The sequence below is a fragment of the Dryocola clanedunensis genome (assembly GCF_038405435.1).
Taxonomy (GTDB): Bacteria; Pseudomonadota; Gammaproteobacteria; order Enterobacterales; family Enterobacteriaceae; genus Dryocola; species Dryocola clanedunensis_A.
In genome coordinates, this window is sequence record NZ_JBBYHZ010000001.1 from 34,937 (window position 1) to 49,248 (window position 14,312).

At 55.0% G+C, this 14,312-nt stretch carries 10 protein-coding genes, 1 other RNA gene and 2 pseudogenes; 7 read left to right on the forward strand and 6 right to left on the reverse strand.

All coding sequences use genetic code 11. From position 1 onward, the window contains the following. Positions 1-47: 47 nt before the first annotated feature. The 5 genes and pseudogenes from AAE045_RS00135 to AAE045_RS00155 all read left to right on the forward strand — a co-directional run. Positions 48-1,454, forward strand: a complete 1,407-nt coding sequence (locus tag AAE045_RS00135; protein WP_455545969.1) for a TolC family outer membrane protein — start codon at positions 48-50, stop codon at positions 1,452-1,454. Further along, positions 1,451-3,640, forward strand: a complete 2,190-nt coding sequence (locus AAE045_RS00140; RefSeq protein ID WP_455545970.1) for a type I secretion system permease/ATPase — start codon at positions 1,451-1,453, stop codon at positions 3,638-3,640. The genes AAE045_RS00135 and AAE045_RS00140 overlap by 4 nt, the downstream gene beginning before the upstream one ends. A 7-nt stretch (positions 3,641-3,647) precedes the next feature. Further along, positions 3,648-4,811, forward strand: a complete 1,164-nt coding sequence (locus AAE045_RS00145) for an HlyD family type I secretion periplasmic adaptor subunit (protein ID WP_455546559.1) — start codon at positions 3,648-3,650, stop codon at positions 4,809-4,811. Between the two features lie 56 nt (positions 4,812-4,867). Further along, positions 4,868-5,231, forward strand: a transfer-messenger RNA (tmRNA) gene (gene ssrA, locus AAE045_RS00150). Between the two features lie 141 nt (positions 5,232-5,372). Further along, positions 5,373-5,669: pseudogene (locus tag AAE045_RS00155) on the forward strand (integrase); the annotation flags it as partial. Positions 5,670-5,785: 116 nt separating this feature from the next. Here the strand turns inward: AAE045_RS00155 and hxlA are convergent. The 4 genes from hxlA to ptsG are packed head-to-tail and all read right to left on the reverse strand — an operon-like array spanning position 5,786 to position 9,374. After that, positions 5,786-6,421, reverse strand: coding sequence for a 3-hexulose-6-phosphate synthase (hxlA, locus tag AAE045_RS00160; protein WP_455545971.1), 636 nt, complete (start codon positions 6,419-6,421; stop codon positions 5,786-5,788). A gap of 24 nt (positions 6,422-6,445) precedes the next feature. After that, entirely contained in the window at positions 6,446-7,009 is a 564-nt protein-coding gene (gene hxlB / locus AAE045_RS00165; protein WP_455546560.1) for a 6-phospho-3-hexuloisomerase, read from the reverse strand. Continuing rightward, the gene (locus AAE045_RS00170) at positions 7,009-7,851 is read right to left on the reverse strand and encodes a glucose-6-phosphate isomerase family protein (RefSeq protein WP_455545972.1); all 843 of its coding nucleotides are present in this window, start codon (positions 7,849-7,851) and stop codon (positions 7,009-7,011) included. Before AAE045_RS00170 ends, hxlB begins: the two co-directional genes overlap by 1 nt. Next, positions 7,848-9,374, reverse strand: a complete 1,527-nt coding sequence (gene ptsG / locus AAE045_RS00175) for a glucose-specific PTS transporter subunit IIBC (protein WP_455545973.1) — start codon at positions 9,372-9,374, stop codon at positions 7,848-7,850. The genes AAE045_RS00170 and ptsG overlap by 4 nt, the downstream gene beginning before the upstream one ends. 222 nt (positions 9,375-9,596) lie before the next feature. Here ptsG and AAE045_RS00180 point away from each other — a divergent pair, with 222 nt between their 5' ends. Then, on the forward strand, positions 9,597-11,276 hold the full coding sequence (locus AAE045_RS00180; protein ID WP_455545974.1) for an SgrR family transcriptional regulator: 1,680 nt from the start codon (positions 9,597-9,599) through the stop codon (positions 11,274-11,276). Between the two features lie 837 nt (positions 11,277-12,113). Here the strand turns inward: AAE045_RS00180 and AAE045_RS00185 are convergent. Both AAE045_RS00185 and AAE045_RS00190 read right to left on the reverse strand, forming a co-directional pair. Then, positions 12,114-12,710, reverse strand: coding sequence for a hypothetical protein (locus tag AAE045_RS00185; protein ID WP_455545975.1), 597 nt, complete (start codon positions 12,708-12,710; stop codon positions 12,114-12,116). A gap of 273 nt (positions 12,711-12,983) precedes the next feature. Then, positions 12,984-13,133: pseudogene (locus AAE045_RS00190) on the reverse strand (nucleotidyltransferase domain-containing protein); the annotation flags it as partial. Between the two features lie 204 nt (positions 13,134-13,337). Here AAE045_RS00190 and AAE045_RS00195 point away from each other — a divergent pair. Next, entirely contained in the window at positions 13,338-14,228 is an 891-nt protein-coding gene (locus tag AAE045_RS00195; RefSeq protein WP_097497847.1) for an AbiTii domain-containing protein, read from the forward strand. Positions 14,229-14,312: the final 84 nt, after the last annotated feature.

Genomic DNA, 14,312 nt, shown 5'->3' on the forward strand with positions numbered 1-14,312 from the left:
ACGCCCGGGGAAATAAGAAACGTAGTGACATTTATTAGGGACAAACTATGGGAAAATTTCAGCCTGTTGCTTTCTGGCTGGCGTGCGGCCTGTGTGTAACCCAGGCGTATGCCGATGACACTCCACAAATTATTACCAGCCAGGGCCTTGCCGAACGGCAGGAACTCCCGGCGCTGGACGGTTCAACCACGCTGCCGCTGGACGCACCCGCGCCCGGCACGCTAACGCTTAACGATGCGGTAAACCGGGCGGTGACCTGGCACCCGGCCATTCGCGAGGCCATCGGCAAACTGTACGGCCAGTCCGAACAGGTCAACGTCGCAAAATCTAAATACTATCCGCAGATAAGCGCGGGGGTGAACAACGGCTACAGCAACACCTACACGGACAGCGGCTTCAGCCCGTCGCTGGTGCTTTCCCTTTCCCAGATGCTCTATGACTTCGGCAAGGTTTCGAGCCAGGTGCGGGCCGAAAACGCGGGCGTGGCGCAGGAGCAGGCCAACGTGCTGGTCAGCATTGATAACGTCGGGCACGACACCGCCATCGCCATGGTGCAGGTGCAGATGTACCAGCAGATGGTGGACATCGCCAAAGACCAGCTCGACGCGCTGAGCAAAATCGGCACCCTGACCCAGCAGCGTAACGACGAGGGCGCGACGTCCATGTCGGACGTAGTGCAGACCAACGCCCGCATCGAATCCGCCCGCTCGCAGCTGATTCAGTACCAGTCCAGCCTGGAGAGCGCCCAGGCGACCCTAATGAGCTGGCTGGGCTGGAACAACCTCAACGGCATCAGCACCGAATTCCCGAACAAGCTTGGCAACAGCTGTGAGGTCGCCCAGCCGGACGATCGCCTGGTGCCCGCGGTTCTGGCCTCCTGGGCGCAGGCCAACGTGGCGCAGGCCAATCTGGACTATGCCAACGCGCAGATGACGCCGACGATATCCCTCGAACCGCAGGTACAGCACTATCTGAACGACAAATACGCCAGCCACGAAGTGCTGGACCGCACGCAATACTCGGCGTTTGTGAAAGTTGAAATGCCCATTTATCAGGGCGGCGGGCTGACCGCCCGGCGTAACGCGGCCTCGCACGCCGTGGAAGCCGCCCAGTCCGGCGTACAGCGCACCCGTCTTGATGTACGCCAGAAGCTGATGGAGTCGCGCAGCCAGGCGCTCAGCCTCGCCGGGGCCATTCAGGTGCTGGCGCGCCAGGAAGCGTTAAGCGCCCGCACCCGGGAACTCTATCAGCAGCAGTATCTCGACCTGGGTTCCCGCCCGCTGCTCGACGTGCTCAACGCCGAACAGGAAGTCTTCCAGGCGCGCTTCGCCCAGCAGCAGACCCTCAGCCAGCTCCATCAGCTGCAGCTCAACTGCCTGTATAACACCGGCAAATTGCGCACCGCATTTGGTCTGGAACACCGCAGCATCCAGTCACTGGAGATCCAGCCATGAGCCATACGCCTCCTCCCGCGCAGGAACATCTCTCTGAACAGGCGCTGGGCAACTGGGCGCACGCCATCAGCCACGTTGCCGCCCACTACCGCGTTGTCTGCTCACCCGGCACCATTCAGGCCAACGCGCCGTGGTTTAAAGATAAAGCCATGCTTTCGGCGCTGACCCAGCTGTCGCGCCAGGCCGGCCTTTCATTTCATCTGCTCAGTACGCCGCAGCAGGCCATCGCCCAGTGGCGGCTGCCCGTGGTGGCGAATTTAACCAACGGGCATCTGGTGGTTATCGAGCATTTCGACGGCGAAGACACCGTTGAAATCTGCCTGATCGACGGCGGCGAACGTCAGCTTAACCGGGTTGCGCTCAGCAAGCTCCTGCCCGAGATCGGCTTCGTGGCGGCGCTGCGCCCCCTTTCGGCGCTGAAGGACAGCCGCGTGGATGCCTACATTTCCCGCTTCAGCCCGGACTGGCTGAAGGAGCTGGTTATGCAGGATCTTGGGCCGTATGGCCCGGTGATGCTCGCCGCGTTTCTGGTCAACGTGCTGTCGCTGGCGGGCATTCTGTTTTCAATGCAGGTGTATGACCGGGTGATCCCCGCGCAGTCCTACCCGACGCTCTACGTGCTGGCGTCCGGCGTGATGCTGGCCGTGGCGTTTGGCTTTCTGCTGCGCGTGACCCGCAGCCATATCATGGACGTGCTCGGCAAGCGGGCCGATATGCGAGTCTCCGACCGGGTGTTCAGCCACGCCCTGCGGCTGCGCAACAGCGCCGTGCCCCGCTCCACCGGCAGCTTTATCTCCCAGCTGCGCGAGCTGGAGCAGATCCGCGAGATGATCACCTCGTCGACGATCTCGACGATCGTCGATCTCCCTTTCTTCTTTCTGTTTATCATCGTGCTGGCGCTGATCGCCCCGCAGCTGGCGTGGATTGCCCCGGTCGCCGCCGTGCTGATGGTGCTGCCCGGCCTGCTGCTGCAAAAGAAACTGGCGATGCTCGCCAACCAGTCCGCCCATGAAGCCACCCTGCGCAACGCCGTGCTGGTGGAGAGCGTGCAGGGGCTGGAGGACATCAAATTAATGCAGGCGGAAAACCGCTTCCTGCAGCAGTGGAACAGCTACATCCGCATTACCGCCGAGTCCGGCCTGCGCACCCGGCAGCTGACCCAGGGGCTGATCAGCTGGGGAATGACGATCCAGAGCCTGGTCTACGCCGCCGTGATCCTGTTCGGCGCGCCGCTGGTCATTGAAGGTGATATGACGACGGGTGCGATGGTCGCCGCCTCCATGCTCGCCTCCCGCATGATCGCCCCGATGGCAAACCTGTGCGGCGTGCTGGCCCGCTGGCAGCAGGTGAAGGCCGCTAAACAGGGACTGGACAGCATCATGCAGCTGCCCGTGGAAACCCAGCGCGACGAAAGCCTGGTGCATCAGGATATCTTCCACGGCCACTATCTCTTTGAGAACGCGCAGTTCCGCTACCACAGCGACGACCAGCGCATTCCGCTGCGCATCACCCGCCTGGAGATTCAGCAGGGCGAACGGGTAGCGGTGCTGGGCCGCAACGGCGCGGGGAAATCTACCCTGCTGCAGGCGCTGGCGGGCGGCGTCGACCTGGTGAGCGGCGACGTGCGCCTCGACAACCTGAGCATGACGCAGATCGATATGGCGGATTTGCGGCGCAACATCGGTTTCCTGAGCCAGAACGCCCGGCTGTTTTACGGCACGCTGCGCGAGAACCTGACGCTCGGCGCGCCCCACGCCAGCGACGAATCCATCTTTGAAGTGCTGGACATCAGCGGCGCGGGCGGCTTCGTGAAGCAGCTGCCAAAAGGCCTCGACCATCCGATTATGGAGGGCGGCGCGGGGCTGTCCGGCGGCCAGCGTCAGTCGATTTTGCTGGCCCGCATGCTGCTGCGCTCGCCCAACATCGTGCTGCTGGACGAGCCGACCGCATCGCTGGACGACCACACCGAGCGGGAGTTTATCCAGCGGCTCGGGCAGTGGCTGGGCAACCGCACGCTGATTGTCGCCACCCACCGCGTGCCGATGCTCGAACTGGTGGAGCGTGTACTGGTGATTAAGGACGGACAGCTGGTGATGGACGCACCGAAAGCACAGGCGCTGAGCAATAGCCGCGCCGCGGCACAGGCAACCGGACGGGAGTGGAAAAATGAAAACCAGTCAGCGTGATGCCGCCATGGACGATCCGGACATCCAGCGCGAAAGCGAATACTCCGGCGCGAGCCGCATAATCTTACTCAGCACGCTGCTGTTTATCCTCTTCGGCGTCTGGGCCTGGTTCGGCAAGCTCGATGAAGTCTCTACCGGCACCGGCAAAGTCGTCCCCAGCGCCCGCGAACAGGTGCTCCAGTCGCTGGACGGCGGCATCGTGACGGAAGTGCTGGTCCACGAAGGCGACAAAGTGGAGGCCGGGCAAGTCGTCGCCCGCCTCGACCCTACCCGCTCGGAGTCCAACGTCGGCGAAAGCGCCGCCCGCTACCGCGCGTCGCTGGCCTCCAGCGCCAGGCTTTACGCGGAGGTTAACGACCTGCCGCTGAAGTTCCCGGACTCGCTGAAGGCCTGGCCGGATTTACTGATGTCAGAGACACGGCTCTACAAAACGCGCCGCGCCCAGCTGACTGACTCCGAGTCTGAGCTGCAAGACGCGCTGGTGTCGGTGAATAAAGAGCTGGCGATCACCCAGCGGCTGGTAAAAAGCGGCGCGGCAAGCCACGTGGAAGTGCTGCGCCTGCAGCGGCAAAAAAGCGATCTGGGCCTGAAAATCACCGACCTGCGCTCGCAGTATTACGTGCAGGCTCGCGAAGCGCTGTCAAAAGCCAACGCGGAAGTAGACATGCTTGCGGCCATTATTAAGGGCCGCGAGGACTCCGTATCCCGCATGACCGTGCGTTCGCCGATGCGCGGCATTGTGAAAAACATCCAGGTGACCACCATCGGCGGCGTTATCCCGCCGAACGGCGAAATGATGGAAATCGTGCCCGTCGACGACCACCTGCTGATTGAAGCGCGACTTTCCCCGCGCGACATCGCCTTTATCCATCCGGGCCAGCGGGCGCTGGTGAAGGTTACCGCCTACGATTACGCCATCTACGGCGGGCTTGAGGGCATCGTTGAAACCATCTCGCCGGACACCATTCAGGACAAAATCAAGCCGGAAATCGTCTACTACCGGGTATTTATCCGCACCCATCAGGATTATCTGGTCAACAAAGTGGGCCACAAGTTCTCCATCACGCCGGGGATGGTCGCCACCGTGGACATTAAAACGGGGCAAAAAACCATCATCGATTACCTGATCAAACCGTTCAACCGCGCCAAAGAAGCGCTGCGCGAGCGTTAACAGGAATGGGGGTGGTAACAGGCGCTACATCTCTGTTATACTGACAAAACACTTGTGGGGCTGATTCTGGATTCGACGGGATTTGCGAAACCCAAGGTGCATGCCGAGGGGCGGTTGGCCTCGTAAAAAGCCGCAAAAAAATAGTCGCAAACGACGAAAACTACGCACTAGCAGCTTAATAACCTGCTTAGAGCCTTCTCTCCCTAGCCTCCGCTCTTAGGACGGGGATCAAGAGAAGTCAAACCCAAAAGAGCTCGTGTGGATGTCTTGCCTGGGGCTGAAGCACTAAAACTAATCAGGATAGTTTGGTAATGGCGTGTCTATCCGCAGTTGCCCGGCGAATGTAAAGATATGACTAAGCATGTAGTACCGACGGTGTAGTAATTTCGGACGCGGGTTCAACTCCCGCCAGCTCCACCAAAATTCTTTGTTGACGGTTACCAGAGCCAGATACGAAGTCCTGAAAGCCCGCTAGCGCAAGCTACGCGGGCTTTTTTGTGTCTGTTGTTTGTCCGTGGATGTCCGAGAAGATCCGCCTGAATCCAAAGAGAATTGGTATACGTTAACGAAATCAGGATTTAGACAGTTCACACCGGTTTGATCGATACCAGCCCTTCATCTGGTGTCGGTATGCCTTTTGAAAAAATCAAAAAGCAAAACATGCCAACGCTGCGACCGGAAGAACTACCGAAGCTGATGCGTTCGCTAGTCATGTCTAATCTTTCAGTTTCGACTCGTTGGCTGATTGAATGGCAGCTCCTGACACTTGTGCGCCCTTCTGAGGCTTCTGGCACTCGGCAGGAAGAGATCGATCTCGATACGAAGCTATGGACAATCACAGCAGAACGGATATTTGCTGGAAGCCAAAACCAACACTTTCCAACTCGTTGAAGGCATATTCTTTTTCTGACAATAGTTGGTTATTGCGACATCTGGCACACAGCCGCGCCAGATGCCGTCCTTTTCGGCTAATCTCAGTGATGCTGCAACAACACCTGTGAAATCGTCCTTGCCTCAACAGCTGGATCCACCGCATGCGTGATCGCTGATCCCACAATCACCACATCCGGGCCTAACAGCGCATAGTCCTTCACCGTCTGACTGCTGATGCCGCCTGCCACGGCAATCCGGGCTTTCCGGCGCACCTTCAGCATCGTTATCAAATCATCAATCGGCTTGCGCCCTGCCGCCTGCTGGTCGGTGCCAGTGTGTACCGCCAGCATATCCGCCCCTGCCTCTTCCAGCAGGCGGACCCGCGCGGACAGATCGTCGACGCAGATCATATCCACCACCACCTGCTTTCCGGCCTCTTTTGCCGCGCGAATGCAGGACTGGATTGTTAGCACATCGGTGACGCCTAACACCGTGACATAGTCTGCCCCGGCGTCGAAAAGCAGCCGCGACTCAAAATGACCGCCATCCATAATTTTCGCATCCGCCAGTACTTCCTTATGCGGATATTTTTCTTTAATGGCTTTAATCGCGTTCACGCCTTCCCGAATAAGGAAGGGTGTTCCCACTTCAATAATATCAACGTCGTCAACCACCTTATCAATAAATGCCAGCGCTTCAGGCAGGGTTAACTCGTCCAGGGCAAGCTGTAATTTCATGTTGGTTTCCTTGTATCGAATGACTTATTCGAGGTTGGCGTGCAGCGCAAAACCTTTGGTTAAGCGATATCCCGTCGACTGCGCCAGATTCACTATCATAGCGTCACCCAGCACCATGACCGCCTCTTCAAACAGGCTGCCGCCGGGCAGAATGCCTTTCACATTCTCAGGTCCATCCGGCAGTTTGTCGGTATAGGCAGGGATCCTGATCACCACCTCCGCCAGTTTCCCCAGCGTGGACTCGGGGAAAATGGTCAGCAAGGCCACTGTGCCGCCCAGTTGCTTCGCTTTTGTAGCCACATTCACCAGCGAAGCCGTTTCACCCGATGCGCTGGCCAGAAGCAGCAGATCGCCTTTTTGCAGCGCAGGCGTGACCACATCGCCGACCACATGCACATTCAGGCCGATATGCATCAGACGCATCGCAAAAGCTTTCAGCATTAACAGCGAGCGCCCTGCGCCAAAAACAAATATGGCGTTCGCTTCAGCAATGGCCTGCTCCAGACGCGCGAGCGCAGCGCCATCTATCCGCGCCATCGCCTGATATAGGTCAGTACAGGCGACGCCTGCAACAGATTGCGTTTCCATCATGCGTCCTCCTGACTGAGCGGGAATAGATCATCCTGATACTCGAGCATCCCCATGATTTCCCGGACATAGTTATCGACATGCCCCAGAAAATGGAAACGTTCCGGCGCGGCGCGATAGCGCTGGTAAAGTGGCGTATCGAAGGTGATGCCAAGATGCGGATTCTCTTTGACGGTGGCGAATTTGATGTGCGGAATATGCGGGTAGTAATGATTTTTACGCACGCATAGCTGCCCGTTCTCTTCCACGATGTAGCAGGCCATACCGTGGTAAAACTGCACCGTGTCGTAGTGAACCGCGCAGGGTTTATACGCCAGGTTGCTGAACACCAGCGGCCCGTCGCCGATATTGATGGAGCAGTGGCCATAATTCGGCGGCACGATAATGCTTTGCCCCTCCTTCACGACGGCCACGATAAGATCGTCCACCAGCAGATCTTTTGGCGCGACGGCAAAATCCGGCGACTTTTGCAGGATATACGCCGCAGTGCCCTTAATCACCTCATACACTTCCGGATGGGTGTTGCGCCGCGTATCGTTATAGCCATGATAGTGACCGCTGGTTTTCTTGCGCTCCTTGCCAATCGTTCCCGGCATGATGATGGTGATGTCGTACTGATACTGGTCAGCAGCAAGCCGTTCCTGATCCTCCGCAAAGCTGAGCCCGCGATAAACATCGTAAGCCGGTTCATCACGCAGCCCTTCGGTGAACTCCGGTAAAACCACCGCCATCTGCCCGGCGCTTTTGCGGCCAAAGCCGAGATAGTTTAGCGGCGGTTTCAGCGCCATTACGTCGTCGTCATCGAGATACAGCGGCAGGCCGCTGTGGTGTAACTGTTTCATTTTGCCTCCTGTGTATACGTGTTAGCTGCACGGATCGCCTCTTTGAGCCGATCGGATTTCATGCCAAAGACGCTCTGAATATTGTTCCCGACCTCGACGACGCCCGCCGCGCCAAGCCGTTTCAGCAGCGCTTTGTCCACCAGCGTCTTATCCGTCACGTCAATGCGCAGACGCGACATGCAGGCCTCGATGCTGGTCATATTTCCCAGTCCGCCATAGGCCAGAATGATGCCGCTCACCAGGTCGTTCTGTTCGCTTTCCTGCGCCACAACGCTTTCTTCAACCTCACGTCCCGGCGTCAGCAAATTCCAGCGGCGAATAGCAAAGGTAAACAGGGCGTAGTACAGCGCTCCCATTACCAGCCCGACCGGGAACACCATGTACCAGTGAGGCGCGCGCGGCAGGACGCCAAAGAAGAGGTAGTCGATAAGCCCGCCGGAGAAAGAGAGCCCGATGTGTACGCTGAACCACTCCATCAGCAGGAACACCAGCCCCGCCAGGACGGCGTGAATGCCATACAGCACGGGCGCGACAAACAGGAAGGAGAACTCAATCGGCTCGGTGATGCCGCAGACGATGGAAGTGATCGCGCCAGAGAGCATAATGCCCTTCACCCGCGCTTTATTTTCCGGGCTGGCGCAGCGGTAAATCGCCAGCGCAATCGCCGGAATACAGAACATCTTGATAGGCGTCAGCCCGGCCATAAAGGTTCCGGCGGTAATCGGCACCTGGTCTTTCAACTGTGCAAAGAAGATAAGCTGGTCGCCATGCACCACCTGCCCGGCCTTGTTCACGTACTCGCCAAACTGCAGCCAGAACGTCGGCCACCAGACATGGTTAAGACCAAACGGGATCAGCAGCCGCTCGACAAAACCGAACAGGAAGGCGGACACGCCCGGCCCCTGCACCGTCATGGTATTCGACAGGCCATTAATCAGATGCTGAACCGGCGGCCAGACCACCGCCATCACCAGCCCGACAAACAGCGCGGCGAAGGAAGTGACTATCGGCACGAAGCGCTTGCCGGAAAAGAATTCCAGCCATGCCGGAAGCTGGATGCGGTAATAGCGTTTATACAGCCAGGCGGCGATTATCCCGATAATGATGCCGCCAAACACGCCGGTCTGCAGCGAAGGGATGCCCAGCACCATCGTGTAATCATGTACCTGCGCCACCGACTCGGGCGTAATCCCCAGAAACTGGCCGATGGTGACGTTCATAATCAAAAAACCGGCGATCGCCGATAGCCCGGCAATGCCCTGATCGTCACTGAGCCCTACCGCCACGCCGACCGCAAACAGCAGCGGCAGGTTAGCGAAAATCGCGCTGCCCGCTTCCGCCATCAGCTTCAGCACGTGAACCAGCCAGTCAGCGCCGAGAAACGGCAGGCTGGCGACAATATTGGGATCCTGAAAGCTGACGCCGAAGGCCAGCAAAATACCGGCGGCAGGCAGCATGGCAATGGGGATCATTAACGATCGCCCGATGCTTTGTAACATTTGCAGAAGGTTGAATCTTTTCATCTCGATCTCCTGAGCGCGTCTTTATGACAGGGATTCGCACAACAGCAGGTTCTGCTCCGAACACCTTCAGTATCCGAACCGGAGGTGATTAAAAAAACAGCAATCGACGACGAAAGTTATTTCCGGTTTTCGCTTAAAACCGGAAAATTTATGAGGACAATCACGCCAGAAGCCATCAGAAAGGGATAAAAGAGGAAATCGAGTTCGGCGGGAGGCCATCACATGAGTATCTTCGAGGCGCATTTTCGCAGGCTGCACGCCCGCTACGGTGCAGGTCAAACGCACGAATTACAGATGCAGGAGATCGCCGCCATCTTCGGCTGTTCGGTGCGTAACTGCCGGATTGCGCTGAAAAAGATGCATCAGGAAAAATGGCTCGACTGGCAGCCCCAGCGCGGACGCGGCAAGCGCTCACGGCTCCACCTGTTAACCTCACCGGAAAAGCTATTCAGCCAGAACGTCAATAAGCTGCTGGAGAAGCAGGATTACGGCAACGTGCTGCGCTTTATCGGCAACGACAAGTATCTGCTGGATCGCCTGAGCCTGTGGCGATTTGGGGTACAGGATAAAAGCAGCGAAACGCGGGTGCGCATTCCCTACTACCGCAATCTGGACCCTCTCAATCCACTCGTTCCCCTGCGGCGGACCGAACGCCACCTCCTGCGCCAGTGCCTGAGCGGGCTGACGCGCTATGACGCCGTTCAGGGCAGGATCGTCCCCGATATTGCCCACTACTGGACCCATGACGAGGACTTTACCCACTGGGAGTTCTGGCTGAAATCTACCGCCCGCTTTGCCGATGGCAGCGAACTGGATGCCAGTGCCGTTCAGCGCTGCCTGCTCGCCGCCAGCCAGAGCCCGCAGTTCGCACCGCTTTTCAGCCCAATCAAAAACATCACCGCTGACGCCCCCTGGCATTTGGCGATTGAAACGCATCATCCAGTCAAGCGACTCGACTGCCTGCTCGCCACCCAGCCAACGATGCTATTCGATTACCAGCACGGTCACATCCGCTGTACCGGCGCTTTCCACCTGCAGGAGCACAGCGACAACTTTATGGTCCTGCGGCGTAATCAACACTGGCACCAGGCGAGGCCCGGACTGGATGAGATCACCATTTTCACCTGGGCACCGGAGCATATCAGCATGAGCTTTATTCCCCTGCTGCGGGGTGAGGAGGCGCATGATGACCGCCCGCTCAACGAGCGTAGTCTGGAGCAGGGGTGCTGCTTTGTGCTGCTCGACAGTGATGGGGCATTTGCGGACGATGCCGGAAGACGGTTTATCAATTACCTGCTGCAACCTGTTGAACTCCTCAGCCAGACGCAGCTTCCCGACGAATATGCGCGCATCCTCTCCGTTGCTCAGGGCATGCTGCCGCAATGGAACCACCGCCCGGTGGATTTTGGCGGGATCACCGCGCCGTTTAACCTGCGTCAGCCGCTGATCATCAGCACCTTTCAGCAGCCGGAACTGGTGGAACTTGCCGGGGCGATTCGCATCCTGCTTGAACGCTGGCATATTCGCGCCGAAATACGGATCGACGCATTTGACAACTTTAACAGCCAGCCGCGCCCCCCTGCGGACATCTGGCTCAGCAACTTTATGCTCGATACCCTTTCGGTTCCGGCGTTTCTGGAATGGTTGGCGTCCACCACGCTATTTACGCGTTTGCCTGAAGCCCAGCGACAAAACCTGAACGCGCTGTTGCCGACTATTCTGAACAGCGATGATGAACAGGCCTTCGCAACCATTGCCACCTTTTTCCATGAGATGACCCACCAGCGAAATGTCATTCCTTTGCTGCATCACTGGATGGAATTTGCGACCGAGAAGTCATTTACCTGGCGCGATTTAAATACGCTGGGATGGCCGGATTTCAGCCAACTTTGGCTCGAATAATACTACGCCCGCAAAAGCTCGCTTTAGCGAGCCTTTAAAGGCCTTTAAGGGTATGGGAGGGAAGTGCGCCATTGCGGCTGTTAATTCGTTTCGTTTAGCGCCTCCAGCCCTTCCTGATTTTCTTCTTGCCTTGAAGAACTGGCATGTTTTTTCGTTTCTGGATCCTGAGGAGCAGCATCCGGCATCAGAGTAACATTCCGCATGGTGCATTAGATCATTCTGCATACCCAATTCTGTTCGTTTAAGTATTTTAGGTACGGCGGAGATAGCGTGGTTTGAACCATCAGAACAATTAAAATCTACGCCCGCAAAGGCTCGCTTAAGCGAGCCTTTGCGGGCGGCATTTCTGGATAATTATCCATGAAAGCCTCACCTGAGATGTAAAACACCATTGCTGCGTATACGTAAGCATTGGGTTCACTACTCATTTAGTAATCCTTCTAGCTGTGACATTCTCCGGAAACCTTCTGGTGCTCATGAGCACCCCATACAGTTTCATAATGATAAAATCTTTTATTATCATAAAATTATAAAAAATCAGATTGACATGGCATCTTCCGATCTATTTTTACGGTAACTGCCGTAGTGCTAGAACTACACCCGAGACAGCCATTACCTTCAAGGACTGTGCCTAGCTGCTATGTCAGGTTGCTCAAGCCCTTAACCCCGCAAGCTGGATAAGGTGCAGTTATTATTAGAGAGCATGGGCAGGTTTGAGCAAAAAGTGGAAACTCACCCATGATTGTAATACTGACTTTATCATGCAGGGATCAACTGGGACTTGGCAAGTTAGGCCTCCCAAGTGGCCACAGGGAGCAATTTGAATGAATTATACTCTTAGTGTTCGATGCCTATCCGAAGCTTTGCTATTTCAAAAGAAAATATAAATCCAAACGTTGTTAGCAGACCAATACATTTGGCTTTTTCATCTTCGCAATTTTTTAGGAGTGCATGCATGTCAGGTCGTATTTTCTTAACATAAGAATCAACTTGCTTAAGTGAACCATAACCAAATATAGGCTGTGTGATATCGTGAGCCATTGAATTCCGAATGCTCTTTATTTCTTTTAGAGGCTGTATCAGTAAACGATACGCCTCTATGTTTTCATCTTCTTCTGGCTGATACATCCTTATAAAATCTTTGAAGATATCTATTTTTTCACCAAGCATTCTGCTTTCAATGGACTCATCAATAACTGTTAAAAGGTTTATCATTTTGTGCTCAATAAGAAGCACGATTGTGAAGAACATACCTATAAGCTGGTAATCAGCTTCTCCTTTGTTTCTAGCCCATTCATTGCCTTGTACTGTGAGTTCAATAAGGCGCTGGCTGTTTTCTTTAGGATCGCATGGGGTCCTATACTCAATTTTATTGTATTGCCTTACTGGTTTCTTTCTTTTGAAATAACCAAATTTATTCAGAATTCTTTCCAATTTTACTCCTAAAATATTTAATGGTTTGTCAAACCCAACAGACTGCCGTATATGACTTAGCCGCGGCATAAACCTTTGGTAGATGTCAAAGCGCTCTTAGCAAATACGACGAACCTCAAGAAACGTGACATGCAGGCTAAACGATTTTTAGATTTTATAACTACAACATATCGTTTTGTCGATATTTTTCCACCTCGAGATTAGTAAATTGGCAGTAACTTCCGTGATGCTTTTACTCCGGCCGCGTAAGCGACCGGAAGAATGGAATTCCCGCCTGTCAGAATCCTCTTTCAGCATGGCAAGGACCGCCCGTCGCGCCGCATCATCTGCGATATTTTCTGGCAGAGCATCAGCTCGCAGATAGAGGTAAGCATCAACAGCCATTCTGATGGCAACGATGATGGAGTTATGATCGTGCGTTGCAAAATTAACCCTAGTTGTAGCTGGCTTATTGCCTGGAATGAGGCCCTCCAGCCAGGCTCGTGCTGCTACAGCTAGCCTGTCTATTATCTGACGCTTACGTTAAACGCATCACAGCGCTTCCAGTGCGCTCTGTAGCACGTATACCTCATACTTCGCCAATTCAACGGGATACGATTAGATGGTTATTCATCCAGGCATAACGTTATGTCCCTATTACGTGAAATTCAGCAGGCAGCAACCGACCCCGAGTTTGATCTTCCTTCTTTGCTACGTAAGTGCATGATTTTAGCAAACAAGCTTGGTAACCCAGAGTTTAAGCAATGGCTTAGTTTTGAGTTAAACGGTTACCCTGATCGCTCAACGCTTCCAGAATATCGCGTTTTTGCCGTTCGAATCTGTGGTGAGTTTTCTGGTTACCCCGGAAGAAGAATCCCCGAATGTGAAATACACGAAGGTTGCGTGCCAGAGCAACATCGAAAGTCGCTATTTACTTGCAACATGCAACTCTCTGTAGCATCAATCAATTCATTAATTGCTGATTCGCCTTATGCAGTTCATCTCCCACTGGATCTACGTCTCGCAGCCAGCTTCAATAATAAGATTTACGTCGGAATGAGTTGCCTCAGAGCTTGGAAGGATATACCGATAAACCAACTTATCGGCATTATTGACATCATAAGGACTAAAATTTTGGATTTCTCACTCAAAATCGAAGCGGAGAACCCGAAAGCAGGTGAGGCTTCGGTCAATACCCTGCCAATTCCACAAGAAAAGGTACAACAGGTGTTCAATACGTATATCACTGGCAACGGTAACAACATAGCAACAGCCAGTCATCACGTATCCCAAGAAACCAACAACACAGATACCCACGCCGAAGTGTTCAGCCAGTTACAGGATGCCTTACGCTCGATTGGTGACGAATCAGTTACGGAGACAATAACAGCCACCGTCGAAGAGATGCGGACGGCTAAAGACAAACCAAGCTTCCTATCACACTATACCCAGTTTACATCACTGCTGGCTGACCACGTCCAGATCCTTGGACCAGTGGTTACACCGTTCCTGCCCATATTGACAAAAATGTTGTCTTAAGGAGTCCAAAGCATTACTCCAAGGTACAGCAAAGTCTAAAGAATTTGGCTCTGTTGAGTTTGATGTCCAATTACCTTGCCAGCT